Genomic DNA, 20,638 nt, shown 5'->3' with positions numbered 1-20,638 from the left:
CGATCATACACACAAAAAAAATCGTGAACAATACAGTATAAATACCATCAAGCTAGCAAGTTTGGCTACAAAAAGGCAGCTTGATCTGGCTCAAAACAGGAGGGAAAACAAGACCTAGTTCCAGCTGGAATGAATCATCTGGGCGGCTTTCTCGGCGATCATGATGGTCGGCGAATTGGTGTTGCCGGACGTGATAAACGGCATCACCGAGGCATCCACCACCCGTAGTCCAGCTACACCGCGCACGCGCAATTCGCTGTCGACCACGGCGGAAGTGTCGTTTTTTCGCCCCATGCGGCAGGTTCCCACCGGGTGGAAGATGGTGGTGCCGATGGCGCTGGCCGCCGCCGCCAGTTCCTCGTCGGTCTGGAACTCCGGACCGGGCTTGAATTCCTGCGGCATGTACTTGGCCAGCGCAGGCGCGGCGGCGATGCGGCGCGTCAGCTTCAGCGCGTCCGCCGCCACCTGGCGGTCCTCCGGCGTGCTCAAATACATCGGCATGATCTTGGGCGGCGCATAGGAATCCGCGCTGGCGATGCGGATATGGCCGCGCGAGGTGGGGCGCAGATTGCACACGCTGGCGGTGAAGGCCGGGAAAGCGTGCAGCGGATCGCCGAACTTCTCCAGCGACAGCGGCTGCACGTGGTACTGCAGATTCGGCGTCGCCTGGCCCGGGTCCGAGCGGGCGAACGCGCCCAGCTGCGACGGCGCCATCGACATCGGCCCGCTCTGGAACATCGCGTACTCCATGCCGATGCGCATCTTGCCGAACCAGTTGCTGGCCAATACGTTCAGCGTTTTCACGCCGTTCACCTTGAACACCATGCGCAGCTGCAGGTGGTCCTGCAGATTGGCGCCCACGCCGGGCAGATCCGCCACCGGCGCGATGCCCAGCTCGTGCAGCATGCCGGCCGGCCCGATGCCCGACAGCTGCAGCAGCTGCGGCGAGCCCACCGACCCGGCCGCCAGGATGGTTTCGCGCGTGGCCTGCGCCTGCCAGCGCGTGCCGCCGCCGGTGAACGCCACGCCCTTGCAGACGACCCCGGGGTTGCCATCTGCCCCTTGCTCCACCAGCAGCTTTTCCACGTGGCAGCCGGTCATCAGGGTCAGGTTGGGGCGGGTGGTGGCCTGCTTCAAAAACGCCTTGGCCGTATTCCAGCGGATGCCGCGCTTCTGGTTCACCTCGAAATAGGCGCAGCCCAGGTTGTCGCCGCGGTTGAAATCGTCCACTTTCGGGATGCCGGTCTGGTCGGCCGCGTCGCGGAAGGCATCCAGGATCTGCCACGACAGGCGCTGCTTCTCCACCCGCCACTCGCCGCCCGCGCCATGGAAATCGGTGGCGCCGCCGTGGTGGTCCTCGCTCTGGCGGAACAGCGGCAGCACCGCGTCCCAGCGCCAGCTCTGGTCGCCGCATTCATCGGCCCAGCGGTCGTAATCGCCGGCCTGGCCGCGCATGTAAATCATGCCGTTGATGGAAGAACTGCCGCCCAGCACTTTGCCGCGCGGATAAATCAGGCTGCGCCCGCCCAGGCCGGGGTCGGCTTCGGTGCGGTACAGCCAGTCCGTGCGGGGATTGTTGATGCAATGCAGATAGCCCACCGGGATGTGGATCCACAGGTAATCGTCCTTGCCGCCCGCCTCGATCAGCAGGACTTGCACATTTTTATCGCGCGTGAGGCGGTTGGCGAGAACACAGCCGGCAGTGCCGGCGCCGATGATGATGTAGTCGAACTGTCCTGCAGATTCCAAAATCCACTCCTTACGCTAAGGGCTAAATCAGACTGCTTGCATTTCCTTCACCAGCGTTTCCACCAGCCGGGCCGCGGGCATGCCGCGCGCGCGGTCCACGCTGCTGCCGCACCACAGCGACATCCACTCGGTGTCGCCGCGCCGCGCAGCTTCCGCGCGGATGCTGCCGGTGAGCGCGTTTTGCACCGGGTAGGCCGGCACCTCCGGTTCCGCCTCCGCCATCACCAGCATGAAGCGGTTTTCCAGCCCGCGCGCGTAGCGGCCGGAAAAAGCGCGCGTCTGCCGGGTCGGGCGGCTGCCCGCCGTCAGCAAAGCCTGCTTGTACGCCGGGTGGATGCCCGATTCATTGGTCACCAGGAAAGCCGTGCCCATTTGCACCGCCTTGGCGCCGGCAGCCAGCGCGCGCCGGATATCCTTGCCGTCCATGATGCCGCCGGCCGCGATCACCGGGATCCGCACCGCCGCCACCACCGCCGGCAACAGCTCGAAGGTGGTCAGCGTGGCATCCTGCTGCGCGCCGATAAAGGTGCCGCGATGGCCGCCCGCCTCCACCCCGGACGCCACCACCGCGTCCGCGCCCGCCGCCTGCCAGGCCAGCGCCTCGGCGATGGTGGTCACGGTGCCGATCACGGCAATGCCGGCGGCATGCAGCCGGGAAACCTGGTCCGGACTGAGGATGTCGAAGGTAAAACTTGCCACGGCAGGGCGCAATTCCAGCAGCGTTTCAAACTGCGCGGCGAAATCCTCGCACCACTTGGATGGGGTCGGCAGCTGATCCCAGCCCAGCTCCTGGTAAACCGGTTTCAGCAGTTCCTTGGCGCGCTCCAGCACCGCCGCGCTGGGCGCCGGCGTTCCCTGGACGAAGAAATTGAGCAGAAAAGGCCGGTCCGTCAGCGCGCGGATAGCCGCCACCTGGCTGCGCAGCGTGTCCGGCGACAGCAGCGAAGCAGCCAGCGAACCCAGCGCGCCGGCATTCGACACGGCCGCTACCTGCTCGGGCGTATTGGCCCCGCCGGCCATCGGCCCCTGGACGATGGGGTGGGAAAACAGGGACAGCAACTCCATAACAGCCTCCTGGCGCCTGTTGATAACTATCTGGATATCCACAGGCATGGTTTGTGAGTAAGCAAAAGGTAAACCTGGACGCCAAAAATTGTCCAGATACAGTCCTTTTACCGTACACCGTTTCCGCGCCCGCTTGTACAAGACGCAAACGCCTGATTCTAATCCAGTTAACCCGGTTATCCACAGAAAAGTGGCGACGTTAACAACTACTATTATTTTGTATACACAGCTTTAAAGTAAACCAAAGACCGGCGCTGCGTCACTTCCGCAACGAAAGCCACAACAAATGTTGATGACTTGAAAAATCTGATTCTCGTCAACTTCAGCTTTCCCCTATACTGAAATGGCAGCGATCACTCAGCCGGAAGCCGGAGTTGCCGTGGCCATACAGCGCAAAAAAACGGAAATCGTCCGCTCCAAAGCCTACCTGCGCTTTCGCCAGCGTTTGCTGTCCGGCTTGCTGACCATGGCCTTGACCGCCATTGCCATCGTCGCCTGGCAACTGCATACCGCCTACCTCGACCGTGAAGCGGGCCTGCGCCGCCAAACCCTGCACTTCGCGCGCGCCATGGAAGCCCATGTGCTGTACGCCATCCAGTTTGCCGACCTGTCGCTGATCGGTTTTTCCAATGCCATCAAAGTCCTGCCGCCCAACAGCCCGCCCGATTCCATCGCCGCCCTGCTGTCCTCGCGCAGCAGCTCCTTCACCCACGATTTCTGGATCAGCTTTATCGACGCCAACGGCAAAGGCGTCGCCACCTCCAACCATCTGTCCATCAACGGCATCGACTACAGCGACCGCGACTACTTCCGTTTCCACCAGAACAGCGCCTCGCCGCACCAGCTCTTCATCGGCGGCCCCACCCTGGGCAAAGTATCAATGAAGAAATTGTTTTACCTGAGCCGCAGAGTGGAAAGCCATGACGGCCGCTTCCTCGGCGTCATCGTCGCCCCGCTGGACGCCACGCGCTTTGCCACCGTCTTTGAAAACTCCAGGATCACGGAAGACGTCTCCATCACCCTGGTGCACCGCAACGGCCGCATCATCGCGCGCGCGCCGCTATTCGAAGAAGCCTACAACCTGGACCTGTCGGACGGCGTGTTGTTTGCCAACCTGAAAAACAACCCGATCGGCACTTTCCGCACGCCCAGCCAGGTGGACAAAGTCTCCCGCCTGTTCAGCTACCGTGCGCTGGACAATTTACCGCTCATCATTGTTGTCGGTGGTACCGACAAGGATGCCGTCTGGTTCGCCAGTCCCACCTTTATCGTCGCCGGCGGCGGCCTGGCCTTGCTGCTGCTGCTGATACTGCTCAGCGGCATGTTCGCGCTCAAATCCTATGCAAAACTGGAAGAACGCAAGCTGCGCTACCGCCAGCTGTACGGATCGAGCCGCGAAATGGAAGCCAAACTGTCGGCCAGCGAAGAAAGATTGCGCCTGATTGCCGACAATCTGCCCATCCTCATCACCTACGTCGACCGCCAGGAACGCTACACCTTCACCAACCGGCGCTTCGAGGAAGTATTTGAAATCGGCCCGCACGCGGCGCTGGGGCGCAAAGTGGAAGACATCGTGGGGCCGGCTGCCTATGCCCTGTCGCAACCCAAGCTGCATCGCGCCATGGCCGGCGAGGCAGTCCATTTCGAGCGTCCGCTCCAGACCCGCCACGGCTTGCGCTGGGACGCCATCACCTATGTGCCCGATTACGATGCAAACGGACAAGTGCGCGGCCTGTTTGTCATGGCCGAAGACATCACCGCCCGCCGCGCCGCCGACGAAACCATGAAACTGGCCAGCCTGATGTACCAGAACAGCAGCGAAGGCATGATGGTGACGGACGCCGACGGCAAAATCCTGTCCGTCAATCCCGCCTTCTCCCGCCTCAGCGGCTATAGCGAAGACGAAGTGAAGGGCCACTGGGCCTACGAACTGACGTCCGGCCTGCAGGACCAGGAGTTTTTCCGCAAGATGCAGAACGCGCTGCGCCAGACGGGAGAATGGGAAGGCGAAGTCTGGCACCAGAACAAGCAAGGCGAGCACTACCTGGTATCGATGCGTTTCAACGCCGTGTTCGACGAGCACGGCCAGGCCTACCGGCGCGTGGCCCTGTTCTGCGACATCACCAAGAGAAAGGCCTCCGAAGAGCTGATCTGGCGCCAGGCCAACTTCGACGCCCTGACCGGATTGCCCAACCGGCGCATGTTCCAGGAAAGAATGCGGCAGGAAATGAAGAAATCCGACCGCGCCGCCCTGCCGATGGCGCTGGTTTTCATCGACCTGGACGGATTCAAGGCCGTCAACGACACCCTGGGCCATTCCATGGGCGACGTCCTGCTCAAAGAAGTGGCGGACCGGCTCAGCCACTGCGTGCGAGGCACCGACACCGTGTCCCGCCTGGGAGGCGACGAGTTCACCGTCATTCTTGGCGAGCTCAAAGACAGCAACGACGTGCAGCGCGTCGCCCAGGAAATCCTGAACCACTTGGCCGCACCCTTCAAACTGGGGCAGGAAATCGTCCACATTTCCGCCAGCATCGGCATCGCCCTGTATCCGGCAGACGCCACCGACCCGGAAAACCTGCTCAAACAGGCCGACCAGGCCATGTATTCCGCCAAACAGCAGGGCCGCAGCCGCTACCAGTACTATGCCAGCACCTAGCCTGTTGATAAGTGCATGGATATCCACAGGACGAGATGTGGGCAAGGAAGTGGAATGTCCACCGGTCAAAATTTATCCAAGTTTTACCCCGTGACTGGTACAGGCCTTGTCCAGCACCTTATCTTTTCTCTAAACCCATGATTTTTCGGCGGTTAACATAGTTATCCACAGCAAAGTGGACGTTTACTACTACTATCAATTTATATAAAAGCTCTAGTTAACAAACTAAAGAAGCCGCGGATTTGCCCGCAAAGGAGTGCAGATCAAAAAACCAGGAAAAAGCAGGAATGTGGATAAGGTCATGCATATCCACAGGATGACTTGTGCGTAAACCAGCCACTTCTGCACAGCGAAAATCTTGTCCAGAAGTCGTCCTGCGTAGATACAATGCTTGTTCAGGTGCTTGTAAACGCTGTAAACCCCTGATTTTTAGCTTGTTAACAGACTTATCCACAGAAAAACGCTGGTTTACTATCTACTACTATTTTTTATATATATTTTTGTTGTAAACCTATAAAAGAACGCGAAACCAAAAAAACGGAGGAAAAATGCGTCTTGGCATCATCAGCGCACTCGCTGAAGAGCAAAACGGACTGATAGAAGCCATGGAAAGCCCGATCAAGGCCAGCCACGGGATGCGCGACTACACTGCAGGCAAGCTTTGGAACGTGGACACGGTTTGCGTGCTGTCCCGCATAGGCAAAGTAGCCGCAGCCATGACTGCCAGCATCCTTGTGGAAAAGTTCGGAGTTACCCACATCGTCTTCACCGGCGTTGCCGGCAGCGGAGACCTGGGCGTAAGAGTTGGAGATGTCGTGGTCGCAGACAGCCTGGTCCAGCACGACATGGACGCCAGCCCGCTGTTTTCGCGCTTCGAAATCCCGTTAACCGGCCAATCGCACATCGCCAGCGACCGCGAACTGACGCGCCGGTTGGCTATAGCAGCCCGTGAATTCCTGGAAAACCAGTCTGGAAGCCCGCAATTCCACCGCGGCCTGATCGCCAGTGGCGACCAATTCATCAACAAACGCAGCCAGATCGCAGCATTAAAGGACGCGTTGCCCGAATTACTGGCAGTCGAAATGGAAGGAGCAGCGGTCGCCCAAGTGTGTTTCGAGCTGGGCGTGCCGTTCGCCGTCATCCGCACCATCTCCGACAATGCCAACGAAGACGCCGCAGTCGACTTCATGCACTTCGTCCAGACAGTCGCCTCCCGCTACGCCTACGGCATCCTCAAAAACTTCTGTGGACAAGCCTGAACTTATCCCCAACCCTTTCTTGCCCAACAAATGGGGTCAGGGTTAATTATCCCGGGCGCAAGGTCTGCCAGGCAGCAAGATGTCGCACCGCACTTCCGTCAGTTTTTCCACCTTGTGGAGAAAGTCCGGGTTACCCACAGGCTTGTTGTGGTTGAGTGCGTTGCGAATTGCATGCAGAAGATCGTCTCCAAGGCGGCTGCCGAACAAGGACCGATAGGCGGCCAGCCGCTCGGCCCCGGCATTTCCCAAGCCCGTGTAGAGCTCGTGCTGCGCGAGCAAAGGATTCCGTTCGCCCAGTGCATTGGCGCGAAAACTGCTCCAGCGGTAGTTTTCCGGCGCAGCAACCATGCGCGCCCGCACTGGATTGAGCTCGATGTAGCGGTGGCAATTGAACAAGTAATCCTCAACCTGGACCAGCGAGGAGCGGTAGCGGCCTTCCCACAGCGTGCCGGACCTGTCGTACTTTTCGTTGATGTAGCGTACATATCGCCGCCCCAGGGACATAAACAGCCTGGCGACGCTGTCGCGGCGCCCCGGCGTGAGAAGCAGATGGACGTGGTTGCTCATCAGCACATAAGCGTGCAGCGAGCATTCTTGCTCGTCCAGCGCACGGCCCAGGCAGTGCAGATAAAACTCGTAGTCATCGTCGTCGAAAAAGCACGCGGCGCGATTGTGTCCGCGCTGCACCAGGTGCAGGGGAACGCCGTCTAGCTGGATGCGGGGTGGGCGGGACATTCGGCCAGCTTACGCCGGGCCATCATTGGCGTCATGACGTGGCGCAACAATTGCAAAATTAATTAACCCTGACCCCATTTTGGTTTGGGGCAAAAAAAAGCCAGGCGGGGTGCCTGGCTTGGAGGGCGACGCTGGAAATCAGGCGCTGAGGGTCATCAGGCTGGCGTTGCCGCCGGCTGCCGTGGTGTTGACGCACAGGGCGCGTTCGGCTACCAGGCGCCACAGGGGGATGGCTTCGTCCGCCAGCGTGTCGATGACGGCCACCACAGCCCCGTCACGGGCCGCCAGCTGCTCGCGCACACCCGGGGCTAGGCCGGACTCAACCAAGGCCACCTGGAAGCTGCAATCGATGCTGGCGAGGCTCGCAGCTTGCTTGACCTGGTCCAGCACCGCCGCCGGCAGGTCGGCAGGCAGGGATTTGGACACCACCACCGCCTGGTTGCCGGTCGCCAGCACGGCGGCGATCTGGTTCAGCAGCACGTCGGCCGACTCGGCCAGGCACACCACGTTGCCGCGCGGGGCGAAGCGCAGGGTGTTGCGTTCGCCCGTCGGGCCCGGCAGCTCGATGGTGCTGCCCAGCGTGGTGCTGTGGGCGTACTGGTCGGCCAGCGAGACCACGCGCTCGCGGCCCTGGCCCTTGGCCCACACTTCCAGCGCGTCCAGCGCCGGCGTGGCCAGGCGGGCGTGCTGGGCCGGCGTGACGGCGCCGCGCTGCAGGCGCTTGAGGTACAGCGGGCCGCCGGCTTTCGGGCCGGTGCCGGATTTGCCTTCGCCGCCGAAGGGCTGCACGCCCACCACCGCGCCGACGATGTTGCGGTTGATGTAGATGTTGCCGACGTGCGCGCGGGCGGTGATGAAGTCGATCGTTTCGTCGATGCGCGAGTGCACGCCCAGGGTCAGGCCGTAGCCGCTGGCGTTGATCTGTTCCACGATCTTGCCCAGGTCGGCGCGCTTGTAGCGGATCACGTGCATCACGGGGCCGAACACTTCCTTGCTCAGCTCGTCCAGCGAGCGGATTTCCAGCACCGTCGGCGGCACGAAGGTGCCGGCCGAGGCCACCGGCACGTTCAGCGAGAAGTGGTTCACTGCCGACTTTTTCATCGTTTCGATGTGGTTCAGCAGGTTTTGCTGCGCTTCGCTGTCGATCACGGGGCCGATGTCGGTGATCAGCCGGTCCGGGCTGCCGATGTTCAGCTCGCTCATCGCGCCTTTCAGCATTTTGATGGTCTTGTCGGCAATGTCTTCCTGCAGGAACAGCACGCGCAGCGCGGAGCAGCGCTGGCCGGCGCTGTCGAAGGCAGACGAGATCGCGTCCTGCACCACTTGCTCGGGCAGCGCGGAGGAGTCGACGATCATGGCGTTCTGGCCGCCGGTCTCGGCGATCAGCGGGATGTCGGCCCCTTCGGCCGCGGCGCGCTTGGCCAGCGTGCGGTTGATCAGCTGCGCCACTTCGGTGGAGCCGGTGAAGATCACGCCTTTGACGCGCGCATCGTTGCACAGGCCGGCGCCGACCACTTCGCCGCGGCCCGGCAGGAATTGCAGCGCGGCGCGCGGGATGCCGGCTTCGTGCATCAGTTCCACCGCGCGGTGCGCGATCAGCGGGGTCTGCTCGGCCGGCTTGGCCAGCACCACGTTACCGGCCGCCAGCGCGGCGGCAGCCTGGCCGGTAAAGATGGCCAGCGGGAAGTTCCACGGGCTGATGCAAGTCACCGGGCCGAGCGCCGGCGTGTTGACGGACGCAGCCACCTGCTGCGCGTAGTAGCGCAGGAAGTCGACCGCTTCGCGGATCTCGGCGATGGCGTTGGGCAGCGATTTGCCCGCCTCGCGGATGGCCAGGGCCATCAGTTCCAGCATGTTGTTCTCGAACAGGTCGGCCGCGCGCATCAGCGCGCTGGCGCGCTGCGACGGTTCGGTGGCTTGCCAGTCCGCGGCATAGGCGCTGGCGCTGGCCAGCGCGCTGTCGACGTCGGCCGCGGTGGCTTCGGTGACGCTGCCGACCACGTCGCTGCGCTGGGCCGGGTTGACCACGGCTTGCGACGGCTGGCCGATGGTGAGCGCGCCAGCCAGCAGCGGGCTGGCGCTCCAGCTGCGCGGTTCGGCCAGGGTGGCGGCCACCTGACGCAGCACGTCTTCATTGGACAGGTCCAGGCCGGCCGAGTTGCGGCGCTCGGCGCCGAACAGGTCCAGCGGCAGGCGGATGGCCGGATGCGGCTGGCCGCCCTGTTCGCGCGCGGCGTCGATCGGGTTCTTGATCAGCGATTCCACCGGGATGGCTTCGTCGACGATCTGGTTGACGAAGGAGGAGTTGGCGCCGTTTTCCAGCAGGCGGCGCACCAGGTAGGCCAGCAGCGTTTCGTGCGAACCGACCGGGGCATAGATGCGGCAGGCCTTGTCCAGGTTGTCCTTGCCCACCACCTGGTCGTACAGCGATTCGCCCATGCCGTGCAGGCACTGGAATTCGTAGTTGGACACGCCCGCTGCCTTGGCCCAGGTGTAGATGGTGGCCAGGGTCTGCGCGTTGTGGGTGGCGAACTGGGCGAAGATGCGGTCGGTGGCGCCCAGCAGCTTCTGCGCGCACACCAGGTAGGACACGTCGGTGTACACCTTGCGCGTGTAAACCGGGTAGCCGGGCATGCCGTCCACCTGGGCGCGCTTGATCTCGGCGTCCCAGTAAGCGCCTTTCACCAGGCGCACCATGAAGTTGCGGCCGCTGCGCTTGGCCAGGTCGATCAGGTAGTCGATCACGAAGGGGCAGCGCTTCTGGTAGGCCTGCACCACGAAGCCGATGCCGTCGAAGCCTTCCAGCGCCGGGTTGAAGGCCATCGCTTCCATCAGGTCCAGCGACAGTTCCAGGCGGTCGGCTTCCTCGGCGTCGATGTTCAGGCCGATGTTGTATTGCTTGGCCAGCAGCACCAGCGCGGTCAGGCGCGGCAGCAGTTCGCTCATTACGCGGGCGTGCTGGGCGCGCGAGTAGCGCGGGTGCAGCGCCGACAGTTTCACCGAGATGCCGGGGCCGTCCTTGATGCCGCGGCCGTCGGAGGCGCGGCCGATGGCGTGGATGGCGGTTTCGTAGGCGGCGTAGTAGTTGGCCGCGTCCGCTTCGGTCAGCGCCGCTTCGCCCAGCATGTCGTAGGAATAGCGGTAGCCGCGCGCCTCGTTGGGCTGGCCGTTCTTGATGGCTTCGTCGATGGTCTGGCCGGTGACGAACTGGTTGCCCAGCATGCGCATGGCCAGGTCCACGCCCTTGCGGATCAGCGGTTCGCCGCCCTTGGCGATCAGGCGCGTGATGGCCGAGCCCAGGCCCTGCTCGCTGCTCGAGCCGACCAGCTTGCCGGTCACCAGCAAGCCCCAGGTGGCGGCGTTGACGAACATGGACGGCGATTCGCCCAGGTGCTTGCGCCAGTCGCCCTTGCTGATCTTGTCGGCGATCAGGCGGTCGGCGGTGGCGCTGTCGGGGATGCGCAACAGTGCTTCGGCCAGGCACATCAGCGCCACGCCCTCTTCGGACGACAGCGAAAACTCGTGCATCAGCGCGTCCACGCCGGAGGCGCGGGTGCGTTCCTTGCGCACCGACGACACCAGCCGGTGCGCCAGCGCTTGCGCGTCGGCGGTGCCGCTTTCGCGCACCTGGCCCAGCAGCCATTGCACGGCGCCGGCTTCGTCGCGGCGGTAGGCGGCTGTGATGGCGGCGCGCAACGGGCTGGGCTGGCGCAGGATTTCGGCTTGCAGGGTGGAGAACGGGGTGGCCGGAGCCGGGTTGGCTGCTTGCATGAAGAGGCTTTCTACAATGGATTTCCGAGGCACGCGCAGTTAAAAAAACGCCCGTCCGGCACCAGGCTGGGCGAGCGTCATTGTCAGTTCTGCGTCGGTGCTGCTAATGATTCGATTGTAGAGTGAAATCTTCTGGATTAATTCTGGTATTACTAAAGACTAGCAATACATTGTTTTTGGTGAGAGAATTTAACCAAATATAATTTGAGGGGGATAACTCATGCTGGACAAGATCAGTAAGAAGATACTGATGGAGCTTCAGAGCGACGGACGCATCAGCAACGTGGAGCTTGCTGCGCGTGTCAACCTGTCGCCTGCGGCCTGCCTGGAACGGGTGCGCAAGCTGCACGAGTCCGGCTACATCATGGGCTACACCGCCCAGCTCAACCCGCAATTGCTGGATGTGTCGCTGCTGGTGTTCATCGAGGTCGTGCTAGATCGTACCACGCCCGAAGTCTTTGATGCATTCAAACATAGCGTGCAAGTGATCCCGGAAGTGCTCGAATGCCATATGGTGGCCGGCGGCTTCGACTACCTGGTGAAGGCGCGCGTGAAGGACATGGCGGCCTACCGCGAATTCCTGGGCAAGACCCTGCTGCAAAAAGGCGTGCGCGAAACGCATACTTATGCTGTGATGGAGGAAGTAAAAAATACCAGCAAGCTGCCGATTAAATAGTAGATCGGTCGGCTCAAGCCGCTACGGAGACGGAGGTCAGATGAAGTTGCAGCACAAGCAGGTGCGACATATTTTACGGATACTCGGCGCCACGGCGGCAGGCGCTCTTGCAGCATGGCTGGCCCAGAGTGCTGGCGCTGGTGCGCTGTGGCAGGCCACGCTGGCCGGCCTGGTGGCGGCGCTGACGGCGCAGCTGGCCCAGGCGGCGGCCGGCAATGGCGACGACGGCACGCGCCGTTTCGCCCACACAGTGGGCGAGGAAATCGACGCCATCATGATCGGCGCGGCGGAAACCTCCTATTTCGTCGACTCCGTCAAAAAGAAAATCGAAAGCGACGTGCGCACGGCCAGCGAGATCGTGGCCAGCTCCAGCCACAACGCGCGCGCCACCGAGCAGATCGCGGCCAACGCCGAGCGCGCCGCGCAGGTGGCGGCCCGGGTCCGCTCCGAAACCGAGACCGGGCGCGCCGAGGTGGACCAGGGCCTGGCGCGCATCAGCCGCGCCCGCGGCGACGCGCAGCAGGCCGCCGCCACCATGGCCAGCCTGCAGGAAAAGGCCAAGCGCATCTACGGCTTCACGGAGGCCATCACCGAGATCTCGGCGCGCACCAATCTGCTGGCGCTGAACGCCGCCATCGAGGCGGCGCGCGCGGGCGAACAGGGACGCGGCTTTGCCGTGGTGGCGGGCGAAGTGCGCCAGCTGGCGCAGCGCACCAAGGAAGCCACCGACGAGATCAGCGCCATGGTGCGCGCGATTAACGAGCAGGCCGTGTCGGCCACGGCGGGCATGGCTTCGCTGGCCGGCATGGTGAGCGAGGCGGCAGGCAATGTGGAAACGGTGCATGGGCTGCTGAGTAGCATCGAGCGGTCGTCCGGCGTGTCGGAGAAGGAGATCGGGCAGATTGCGCAGGCCTCGCGCGAGCACGTGGAGACCACGCGCGTGATCGCGGACGCCATCACGCAGATCCGCGACAGCATGCTGTCCACCGATGCCGAGCTGCCGCGCGCCGCCGGTTCCGCCATGGCGCTGGCCGAGCGCGCCGAAGTCATCACGGCCGCGCTGGGCCTGTCCGATATCGAAACCGCGCACGATGAAATCCGGGAAGCGGCGCAGACGGCCGCCAGGGAAGTGGGCAAGATTTTCGAAGCGGCCATCGCCGCCGGCAAGATCACGCAGGCGGCGCTGTTCGACCGCCAGTACACGCCGATCCCGAACACCGATCCGCCCAAGCACAACACCAAGTTCGACGCCTTCACCGACCGCGTGCTGCCGGACCTGCAGGAAAGCCTGCTGGCGCGCCTGCCGCACCTGGCGTACGCGGGCGCGGTGGACAACAACGGCTACTTCCCCACCCACAACAAGAAGTTTTCGCAGCCGCTGACGGGCAATTACGACGTCGACATCGTCAACAACCGCACCAAGCGCATCTTCAGCGACCGCACCGGCAAGCGCTGCGGCTCGAACACCAAGCCCTTCCTGCTGCAGACCTACAAGCGCGACACGGGCGAAGTGATGCACGACTTGTCGGCGCCGATCTACGTCAACGGCCAGCACTGGGGCGGTTTCCGCATCGGCTACCGCTCCGCCGCCCATTAACCATTAAACGGGGTCAGGTCCGGCATCGCGTCACGAACTGGGCTGTATTACGCCTGAGCTCGTGACGCGATGCCGGACCTGACCCCAACGGATTAGTAGGTATCGCTGCGCGGGCTGGTGCCCGGCGCGGTGCGCTGGGCTACGCTGTTCATGCCTTCCAGGTTGGAGCGCAGCCATTTGTGCGCCGGGCTGCGCGCGTCGCGCTCGTGCCACAGCATGTCCAGGTGCACCGCCGGCAGCGTGAACGGCAATTCCTTGTGGATCAGCGCGTCCGTCATGCCGGTGGAGGCGATCAGGTGCTTGGGCAGCACGGTGATCAGGTCCGAGTTGGCCACCACGCGGCCTGCCGTGAAGAACTGGTTCACCGTCAGCAGGATGCGCCGCTCGCGCTGGATCTGCGCCAGCGCCTCGTCCACCAGGCCGTGCGCGCGCCCGGAGAAGCTCACCAGCAGGTGGTTGGCCGAGCAGTAGTTCTCCAGCGTCAAATCGCTCTTGGCCAGCGGATGGTCGCGCCGCATCACGCACACATAGTGGCCCGAATACAGGCGCTCGTGGCGGATCGGCGAACTGGTGTCGCTCGACAGCTGCGCCGCCACGCCGGGGAAGAAGCCCACCGCCAGGTCCACGTCGCCGCGCAGCAGCATCGGGCGCGGTTCGCGCGTGGTCAGCGGCACCATGCGCACGTTCACGCCCGGCGCTTCCCGTTCGATCGAACGCATCAGCGACGGCAGCCAGAAGGCGGCGGTGGCGTCGGCCATGGCCAGGCGGAAGGTGGCGTGCGCTTTCGACACGTCGAAGGTTTCCGGCGTCACCGCCGCCTCCAGGCTGGCCAGCGCGCTGCGCACGGACGGCCACAGCGCTTCGGCGCGCGGGGTCGGCTTCACGCCGTAGGCGGTGCGTATCAGCAGTTCGTCGCCCAGGCTTTCGCGCAGGCGCTTGATGGCGTTGGAGACGGCCGGCTGGGTCATCGCCAGGTGGCCGGCGGCGCGGGTGAGGTTTTGCTCGGTCATCACCGCGTCGAATACACGCAGCAAGTTCAAGTCCAGCGTCAGGAAGCTCATAAATACTCGGCTCGGTGGTAAGGACTCTTATTCACATTTCGTATAGTTGATATCGGGAAACGGAATTGGATTTATATGTTGCAGCGCACTATAGTGACACTTGATTGTAATTGCACCTGAACTTCAATGTCTACCTTCATTTCTGCTGTACAAGCTTTAACTACCGGAATTTCTATCATGGATGCGATCCAAATCCTGCTGGGCGCCGTGCTGGCGCTGGCCATGCTGCTGCTGTTCAAGCCCCTGCTGCGCGGCATCGGTCGCGCGCTGCTGCTGGTGGTGAAACCCAAGCTGAGCAAGGAGGAACGCCTGCAGCGCCGCCTGATGAAGGACGCCATGATGCTGAACCGCATGCTGAACTCGATGGAAAGCGCCCCCAGCCACGCCGCCGAACTGCGCGCCATGGCCGCCCGCGCCTAAGTTTCGCTGGTTTCAGGCAGCAGCGCGCGGCAGAGCGCAAGAAAACGTCTGCCGCGCCGCAACAACTTTATTTTTCACCCAGCAGCTGAGGCTTCAGCGAGCTGTCCACCGGCTTGTCGCCCAGCCAGATGCGCAGGATGGCGTTGTAGAACGCCAGGTCCGGCAACACGCCGCCCACGTTCTTGCCGTTCAACATGACCTGCGAGCCCGTTCCGGGCAACCAGTCCACCGTCAGCACGTCGCCCTTCTTCAGCGCGGGGAACATGGCGAACATTTCACCGAATTGCTTGGTCTGCGGCACCAGCTTGGCGCGCTCGGCCGCGTCGGTGTTGTCGTTCAGGCCGGCCATGAAGGCTTTGCCGAACTCTTCCGAGGTCAGCTCGCGCAGCACCACGATTTTCACGCGGCGCGGGCCCTCGGCGGCCAGGATGTCGGCCACGGCGGTTTTCTTTTCGGGGAGATACAGGCCCAGCGCGTAGACCTTGAAGATGACCTTGGTGCGCAGGCCGGCGCCGTTCAGTTTCAGCGTGGCGCCGTTGACGGTGACGGTGTCGTCGAACTTCACGCCGGCCACTTCGGCGGCGAAAGAGGGCAAGCAGGCCAGCGCAAGCACAGCGGCTGCGGCGGCGCTTTTCAGGATGGAACGGCGGGCAAAGGTCATGTTGTCTCCATAAAGGTGTTATGGAGGCAAATATACCATTCCTTTACTTCGCGTCGTCCTTGCCGGCGGTCAGGCGTTCGTATTTCGCCATCAATTGTTCCTTGCTCTCGATCCAGGCCGGATTGAGGGGGATGCATTCCACCGGGCAGATCGCCACGCATTGCGGCTCGTCGAAGTGGCCGACGCATTCGGTGCACTTGTTGGGGTCGATCTCGTAGATCTCGGCGCCCATGTAGATGGCGTCATTCGGGCACTCGGGCTCGCACACGTCGCAGTTGATGCACTCGTCGGTAATCAGTAAAGCCATGGTAAATCCTTAGCCCGCCGCCTGCGCGCCCTTGATCGCTGCAATTTTCTTTTGCAGCCAGCGGTCGACGGAAGGGAATACAAATTTGGACACGTCGCCGCCCAGCATGGCGATTTCGCGCACGATGGTGCCCGAAATGAACTGGTACTGGTCGGACGGGGTCAGGAACAGCGTTTCGACGTCCGGCAGCAGGTAGCGGTTCATGCCCGCCATCTGGAACTCGTACTCGAAGTCGGACACGGCGCGCAGGCCGCGCACGATCACGCGCGCGTCGTGCTGGCGCACGAAATCTTTCAGCAGGCCGGAGAAGCTCTCCACCTTCACGTTCGGATAATGGCCCAGCACCTCGTTGGCGATTTCCAGGCGTTCTTCCAGCGAGAAGAAGGGGTTCTTGTTCTGGCTGTCGGCCACGCCCACCACCAGCGTGTCGAACAGGCCGGACGCGCGGCGCACCAAATCTTCATGTCCGCGGGTCAGCGGATCGAACGTTCCCGGATATACGGCTACTACCATTGCGGCTCCCTTGCGACGCACCATAGAACGCGCATTATGCCTGAAAATCAGGCGCTCCCGCAGGTCCGGGCTGGCTTTGGCCTAGGCCGGGTTAGCCTTGATACTCAAGTAAATGATAGAACACCATCCCGGCCTTGTCAGCGCGGACCACGTTCCAGCCCTGCATCCACTCCGGCGCGCCGCCTTCTTCGAAGGTCAGCGGCAGGCCGGATTCGGCGTACACCAGGCCCTTTTCCTTGAGCAGTTTGCTGCAAAGCGGCAAAACGCGCGCCAAAAAGTCCTGCTGGTAGGGCGGGTCCAGGAAGATCAGGTCGAACTTCTGGCCGCGCACCGCCAGCGACTGGGCGGTGGCCAGCGCGTCGCTGCGCAGCAGCTGCACATTGGCGGCGTTCAGCTTGTTCTTGATCACGTCCAGCTGGCGCACCACGGCGGTGTTGGTGTCGGCCATGACGACATTGGCGGCGCCGCGGCTGGCCGCTTCGAAGCCGAGCGCGCCGCTGCCGGCGAACAAGTCCAGCACCTGGGCGCTGGCCCATTCGCCGTCGCGCAGATGGCTGATCCAATTGAAGGCGGTTTCGCGCACGCGGTCCGGCGTGGGACGCAGGCCCAGCGCTTCCAGCACGGGTAGCGGGGTGCGCTTCCAGGCACCGCCGATAATGCGGACCTGGTTGCTGTGTTTTGGCCCGTGGACGGGCACCTTGGCGGGTTTTTTAACGGGCTTCTTTTGCATGGCGGCACTATAACATGCGGCGCCGGGCCGCTTCCCGGGCTGCGCCTACTTGGCCTGCACCGCCAGCGCGTTCAAATCCTCGATCCAGCCCTGCATGCGCTTGTGCGCGTGCGCCTTCTGTTCCGGGGTGGCGATGCGGATCACCGTCAGCACCAGTTCCATGGTGCCGTTGGCGTAGGCGTCGAAGAAGGGCTTGCGGTCGGACGGCTTTTCGGTGCGCTCGAAGTTTTCCATGATCAGCTCGCGGATCATGGCCTCGGCCGCCGCCGGCGCAGGTTTCTCCTGCTGGATGCGGCGCGCCAGCGCGAGGATGCCCTTCTGGCGCCGCATGCGCTCGTCCAGCCACAGCTCGTTGTCCAGCGGGCGCGCGTCGGACGCCTTGCGGATCACGGCCTCCTGGTCGCGGCTGAAGTCGCCGAACCACAGCTCGAACTGCTCCATGGATTTCTTGTAGCGGAACTTGAGCTGCTCGTCGCGCCCGCCCTTCATGTTCTTTTTACGGAAGTCCTTGTTGTTCTTGTCGAACTTGTGCTCCATCTGCTCGAGCTGCTCCGGCTTCAGCGACAGCGCCAGCTCGGCGATGTCCGGCGCCGCCTTGAGCAGCATGGCCTGGGTGCGCGCGCGCACGTCCTTGTAGTCCGCCTGCAGGTCGGCCAGGCTGGGATTGGCCTGCAACTGCTGCTGGGCGCGCTGCAGCACTTGCGCGTAATCCTGCAGCTGGGTCTTGCGGTGCCAGCGGAAGAAGTCGCCGATGTCGGATTTGACGGGCGGCTTTTGCGCCGAATCCAGGTCCACATAGGCGTCCAGCCACCAGAACAGCAGCGTGTCGCCGTTGTTGTAGGCCAGGCGCAGCGAGCTGCACGCGCCCAGCAGCACCAGAATAACGATGGCGAAAACGTACCGTGCGCCCCGGTTGCGGCTGTCCTGCATGTTAAACTTTTCCATATTCTTAACTTTTTGAGTAGGCCTATGAACGTAGTTATTCTCGCCGCAGGCATGGGCAAACGTATGCAGTCCGCATTGCCCAAAGTGCTGCACCCGCTGGCTGGCAAGCCGCTGTTGTCGCACGTGATCGATACCGCGCGCGGATTGTCCCCGGCCAAATTATGCGTGATTTACGGCCACGGCGGCGCAGCCGTGCTGGAGCAGTTGGAAAAAGAGAAGCAGGTGCCCGGCACCGACATCTCCGCCGCGCTGCAGGAACCGCAGCTGGGCACGGGCCACGCCGTCATGCAGGCGCTGCCGGTGCTGGACGAATCCCACCCCACCCTGATCCTGTACGGCGACGTGCCGCTGACCACGTCCGCCTCGCTGCAGCGCCTGGTGGACGCGGCCGGCGCCGACAAGCTGGGCATTCTCACCGTGGAGCAGGACGATCCCTTCGGCCTGGGCCGCATCGTGCGTGAAGGCGGCAAGATGAGCGGCCAGATCGTCCGCATCGTCGAGGAGAAGGACGCCAGCGCCGAGGAGCGCGCCATCAAGGAAATCAACAGCGGCATCATGGTGGCGCCCACCGCGCGCCTGAAGAAATGGCTGGCCGCGCTGCAGAACAATAACGCGCAGGGCGAGTACTACCTGACCGACATCGTGGCCCAGGCCGTGGCGGACGGCGTGCCGGTGGTGTCGGCCAATCCGGGCGGCGTGTGGGAAGTGGCGGGCGTCAATTCCAAGGTGCAGCTGGCCCAGCTGGAACGCATCCACCAGCTCAACATCGCCCAGGCGCTGCTGGAGCGCGGCGTCACGCTGATGGACCCGGCCCGCATCGACGTGCGCGGCGAACTCATTTGCGGCCGCGACGTCACCATCGACGTCGGCTGCGTATTCGAAGGCAAGGTCGAACTGGCCGACGGCGTCACCGTAGGCGCGCATAGCGTGCTGGTTAACGCCCGCGTCGCGGGGGGCGTGCAGATCAAGCCCTTCTGCCACATCGAAGACGCGGTGGTGGGCGCCAAGTCCATCATCGGACCGTACGCGCGCCTGCGTCCGGGCACCGAGCTGGCGGAAGATGTCCACATCGGCAACTTCGTGGAAATCAAGAACAGCCAGATCGCCGCGCACAGCAAGGCCAACCACCTGGCCTACGTGGGCGACGCCACCGTGGGTTCGCGCGTGAACGTGGGCGCCGGCGTCATCACCTGCAATTACGACGGCGCCAACAAGTTCCGCACCGTGATCGAGGACGACGCCTTTATCGGCAGCGACAGCCAGCTGGTGGCCCCGGTGACCGTGGGCCGCGGCGCCACCATCGGCGCCGGCACCACCCTGACCAAGGACGCGCCGGCCGAGCAGCTGACCATCTCGCGTCCCAAGCAGCTGACCATTCCCGGCTGGAAGCGCCCGGTGAAGATCAAGAAGTAAACTGCCTGATGTTTCTACGACGGCGCCGTGAGGCGCCGTTTTTTTATGCCCGCCGCCTGTGGATAAAGATGTGGGCAAGCTTGAGGAAAACCGTCTGACAAGCGTGGGACAAATAGGGGACAACTTGGTGCTAACCCAAGCGTATCAAGGAGCTATCGCTTGCCGATATTTCTACTGTGTAAACAAACAGGTTTACCGAAAAATGTGGACAACTTTGTGGGTAAGCAGCGGAATAAGGCTTGGAAAAGTGGTGAAAAACCCGGGATAAGTGAGATGGGGCTGTGCATAAAGTTGTGGGCAAGCCTGTTGAAACGCCGGGATAAGTCCGCCTCCGGGCGTCCGGCACCCGGTTGCGCTGCCGGCCGCCGCGCAACCGTGTTGATAAAGCTGTGAAAAACCGTGGGAAAAGCACCGGATAAGCCCGGTATAACCGCGTGGAAAACCGGAGGAAAACCAGTGGATGAGCCGGTACAAGCCTGTATAACTCAGACCGCGATGCGCGTTTCGAACTTGCTGCGCAGGGTGGAAAAGTAGGTTTTCACGTTGCGCACATTGGCGTGCGCGGCAAACAGCCGGTGCGCCAGCGCGTTATAGGCCGGCATGTCCGCCACCTGTATCACCAGCACGAAATCCGGCCCCGGCGACACGCGGTAGCACTGCAGCACCGCCTCGTCGCCCGCCACGTGCTGCTCGAACTCCACCATGCGTTCGGCCGCCTGCACATCCAGCGTAATCTCCACGATGGCAGTCAGGCGCGCCCCCACGCTTTCCGGTGATACGATGGCGACCTGCCGCTGTATCACCCCGCTGTCCGTCAGCTGCTTCACGCGCCGCAAGCAGGTCGGCGGCGACACATGCACCGCCAGCGCCAGCTCCGCATTGGTCAAGGCCGCGTTCTGCTGCAGCAGGTTCAGGATGCGACGGTCCACTTCGTCGAGTTCTGGAATATTCATAAAAAATTCAATGAAAAGTGAAATTTAATTTCATCATCATACACGCATGAAATAATATTTCATGCACGATTGAATTTAGAAAGCTTATTTCAACCCCTCTGCTCTAGTATGGATTCATTAACAC

General features: G+C 62.8%; 17 protein-coding genes. 6 read left to right on the top strand and 11 right to left on the bottom strand.

The annotated features are described in order from the left end of the window. Positions 1–114: 114 nt before the first annotated feature. Both AC56DV_RS14270 and AC56DV_RS14265 read right to left on the bottom strand, forming a co-directional pair. Positions 115–1,749 (bottom strand): GMC family oxidoreductase, encoded by a 1,635-nt coding sequence (locus AC56DV_RS14270; RefSeq protein WP_496314941.1) that lies wholly within the window; start codon positions 1,747–1,749, stop codon positions 115–117. 27 nt (positions 1,750–1,776) lie between these two features. Beyond that, positions 1,777–2,814 (bottom strand): NAD(P)H-dependent flavin oxidoreductase, encoded by a 1,038-nt coding sequence (locus tag AC56DV_RS14265; protein WP_496314940.1) that lies wholly within the window; start codon positions 2,812–2,814, stop codon positions 1,777–1,779. A gap of 379 nt (positions 2,815–3,193) precedes the next feature. On the opposite strand from AC56DV_RS14265, the gene AC56DV_RS14260 reads away from it, so the two are divergent. Both AC56DV_RS14260 and AC56DV_RS14255 read left to right on the top strand, forming a co-directional pair. After that, positions 3,194–5,473 carry a bifunctional diguanylate cyclase/phosphodiesterase gene (locus tag AC56DV_RS14260; protein ID WP_496314939.1) on the top strand — a complete coding sequence of 760 codons (2,280 nt, stop codon included), beginning with the start codon at positions 3,194–3,196 and terminating at the stop codon, positions 5,471–5,473. A gap of 548 nt (positions 5,474–6,021) precedes the next feature. Continuing rightward, a complete protein-coding gene (locus AC56DV_RS14255) occupies positions 6,022–6,732 on the top strand; it encodes a 5'-methylthioadenosine/adenosylhomocysteine nucleosidase (RefSeq protein WP_496314938.1) in 711 nt (236 codons plus the stop codon). Between the two features lie 42 nt (positions 6,733–6,774). Here AC56DV_RS14255 and AC56DV_RS14250 read toward each other — a convergent pair whose 3' ends face one another. Together AC56DV_RS14250 and putA are read right to left on the bottom strand one after the other, a co-directional pair. Then, positions 6,775–7,467, bottom strand: a complete 693-nt coding sequence (locus AC56DV_RS14250) for a transposase (protein ID WP_496314937.1) — start codon at positions 7,465–7,467, stop codon at positions 6,775–6,777. A gap of 138 nt (positions 7,468–7,605) precedes the next feature. Continuing rightward, positions 7,606–11,238: a trifunctional transcriptional regulator/proline dehydrogenase/L-glutamate gamma-semialdehyde dehydrogenase gene (putA, locus tag AC56DV_RS14245; RefSeq protein WP_496314936.1), complete on the bottom strand. Its 3,633-nt coding sequence runs from the start codon at positions 11,236–11,238 to the stop codon at positions 7,606–7,608. Between the two features lie 220 nt (positions 11,239–11,458). Between putA and AC56DV_RS14240 the strand changes: the two genes are divergently transcribed. Together AC56DV_RS14240 and AC56DV_RS14235 are read left to right on the top strand one after the other, a co-directional pair. Continuing rightward, positions 11,459–11,914 (top strand): Lrp/AsnC ligand binding domain-containing protein, encoded by a 456-nt coding sequence (locus tag AC56DV_RS14240; RefSeq protein ID WP_028833852.1) that lies wholly within the window; start codon positions 11,459–11,461, stop codon positions 11,912–11,914. A 40-nt stretch (positions 11,915–11,954) separates the two neighbouring features. Continuing rightward, the gene (locus AC56DV_RS14235) at positions 11,955–13,511 is read left to right on the top strand and encodes a methyl-accepting chemotaxis protein (protein WP_496314935.1); all 1,557 of its coding nucleotides are present in this window, start codon (positions 11,955–11,957) and stop codon (positions 13,509–13,511) included. Between the two features lie 92 nt (positions 13,512–13,603). Here AC56DV_RS14235 and AC56DV_RS14230 read toward each other — a convergent pair whose 3' ends face one another. After that, positions 13,604–14,572 carry a LysR family transcriptional regulator gene (locus tag AC56DV_RS14230; RefSeq protein WP_496314934.1) on the bottom strand — a complete coding sequence of 323 codons (969 nt, stop codon included), beginning with the start codon at positions 14,570–14,572 and terminating at the stop codon, positions 13,604–13,606. A 177-nt stretch (positions 14,573–14,749) separates the two neighbouring features. Here AC56DV_RS14230 and AC56DV_RS14225 point away from each other — a divergent pair, with 177 nt between their 5' ends. Further along, positions 14,750–14,992, top strand: a complete 243-nt coding sequence (locus AC56DV_RS14225; RefSeq protein WP_496314933.1) for a hypothetical protein — start codon at positions 14,750–14,752, stop codon at positions 14,990–14,992. Positions 14,993–15,059: 67 nt separating this feature from the next. Here the strand turns inward: AC56DV_RS14225 and AC56DV_RS14220 are convergent, their stop codons facing one another. The 5 genes from AC56DV_RS14220 to AC56DV_RS14200 all read right to left on the bottom strand — a co-directional run bounded on the left by AC56DV_RS14220 (position 15,060) and on the right by AC56DV_RS14200 (position 18,148). Then, positions 15,060–15,653, bottom strand: a complete 594-nt coding sequence (locus AC56DV_RS14220; RefSeq protein ID WP_496314932.1) for a chalcone isomerase family protein — start codon at positions 15,651–15,653, stop codon at positions 15,060–15,062. Between the two features lie 43 nt (positions 15,654–15,696). Beyond that, the gene (locus tag AC56DV_RS14215; protein WP_496314931.1) at positions 15,697–15,960 is read right to left on the bottom strand and encodes a YfhL family 4Fe-4S dicluster ferredoxin; all 264 of its coding nucleotides are present in this window, start codon (positions 15,958–15,960) and stop codon (positions 15,697–15,699) included. 9 nt (positions 15,961–15,969) lie between these two features. Continuing rightward, positions 15,970–16,473, bottom strand: coding sequence for a pantetheine-phosphate adenylyltransferase (gene coaD, locus AC56DV_RS14210; RefSeq protein ID WP_028833720.1), 504 nt, complete (start codon positions 16,471–16,473; stop codon positions 15,970–15,972). 91 nt (positions 16,474–16,564) lie between these two features. Then, complete coding sequence (rsmD, locus tag AC56DV_RS14205; protein ID WP_496314930.1) at positions 16,565–17,203, bottom strand: 16S rRNA (guanine(966)-N(2))-methyltransferase RsmD; 639 nt, start codon at positions 17,201–17,203, stop codon at positions 16,565–16,567. Positions 17,204–17,248: 45 nt separating this feature from the next. Next, positions 17,249–18,148 carry a DUF6279 family lipoprotein gene (locus AC56DV_RS14200; protein WP_496314929.1) on the bottom strand — a complete coding sequence of 300 codons (900 nt, stop codon included), beginning with the start codon at positions 18,146–18,148 and terminating at the stop codon, positions 17,249–17,251. 24 nt (positions 18,149–18,172) lie between these two features. Here AC56DV_RS14200 and glmU point away from each other — a divergent pair, with 24 nt between their 5' ends. Then, complete coding sequence (gene glmU, locus AC56DV_RS14195) at positions 18,173–19,561, top strand: bifunctional UDP-N-acetylglucosamine diphosphorylase/glucosamine-1-phosphate N-acetyltransferase GlmU (RefSeq protein ID WP_496314928.1); 1,389 nt, start codon at positions 18,173–18,175, stop codon at positions 19,559–19,561. A gap of 485 nt (positions 19,562–20,046) precedes the next feature. Here the strand turns inward: glmU and AC56DV_RS14190 are convergent, their stop codons facing one another. Next, the gene (locus AC56DV_RS14190; RefSeq protein WP_496314927.1) at positions 20,047–20,514 is read right to left on the bottom strand and encodes an Lrp/AsnC family transcriptional regulator; all 468 of its coding nucleotides are present in this window, start codon (positions 20,512–20,514) and stop codon (positions 20,047–20,049) included. Positions 20,515–20,638: the final 124 nt, after the last annotated feature.

The organism is Massilia sp. BGA-UO-ETr-WB1, assembly GCF_059567845.1.
The sequence above is the reverse complement of the archived record's forward strand: the minus strand, read 5'-3'. Positions and strand labels throughout refer to the sequence as shown.

Coding starts and splice junctions, on each gene's coding strand:
- AC56DV_RS14240 (WP_028833852.1), top strand. CDS start 11,459: ATGCTGGACAAGATCAGTAAGAAGATACTGATGGAGCTTCAGAGCGAC.
- AC56DV_RS14255 (WP_496314938.1), top strand. CDS start 6,022: ATGCGTCTTGGCATCATCAGCGCACTCGCTGAAGAGCAAAACGGACTG.
- AC56DV_RS14200 (WP_496314929.1), bottom strand. CDS start 18,148: ATGGAAAAGTTTAACATGCAGGACAGCCGCAACCGGGGCGCACGGTAC.
- AC56DV_RS14250 (WP_496314937.1), bottom strand. CDS start 7,467: ATGTCCCGCCCACCCCGCATCCAGCTAGACGGCGTTCCCCTGCACCTG.
- AC56DV_RS14225 (WP_496314933.1), top strand. CDS start 14,750: ATGGATGCGATCCAAATCCTGCTGGGCGCCGTGCTGGCGCTGGCCATG.
- AC56DV_RS14190 (WP_496314927.1), bottom strand. CDS start 20,514: ATGAATATTCCAGAACTCGACGAAGTGGACCGTCGCATCCTGAACCTG.
- AC56DV_RS14235 (WP_496314935.1), top strand. CDS start 11,955: ATGAAGTTGCAGCACAAGCAGGTGCGACATATTTTACGGATACTCGGC.
- glmU (WP_496314928.1), top strand. CDS start 18,173: ATGAACGTAGTTATTCTCGCCGCAGGCATGGGCAAACGTATGCAGTCC.
- putA (WP_496314936.1), bottom strand. CDS start 11,238: ATGCAAGCAGCCAACCCGGCTCCGGCCACCCCGTTCTCCACCCTGCAA.
- AC56DV_RS14230 (WP_496314934.1), bottom strand. CDS start 14,572: ATGAGCTTCCTGACGCTGGACTTGAACTTGCTGCGTGTATTCGACGCG.
- coaD (WP_028833720.1), bottom strand. CDS start 16,473: ATGGTAGTAGCCGTATATCCGGGAACGTTCGATCCGCTGACCCGCGGA.
- AC56DV_RS14265 (WP_496314940.1), bottom strand. CDS start 2,814: ATGGAGTTGCTGTCCCTGTTTTCCCACCCCATCGTCCAGGGGCCGATG.
- rsmD (WP_496314930.1), bottom strand. CDS start 17,203: ATGCAAAAGAAGCCCGTTAAAAAACCCGCCAAGGTGCCCGTCCACGGG.
- AC56DV_RS14215 (WP_496314931.1), bottom strand. CDS start 15,960: ATGGCTTTACTGATTACCGACGAGTGCATCAACTGCGACGTGTGCGAG.
- AC56DV_RS14220 (WP_496314932.1), bottom strand. CDS start 15,653: ATGACCTTTGCCCGCCGTTCCATCCTGAAAAGCGCCGCCGCAGCCGCT.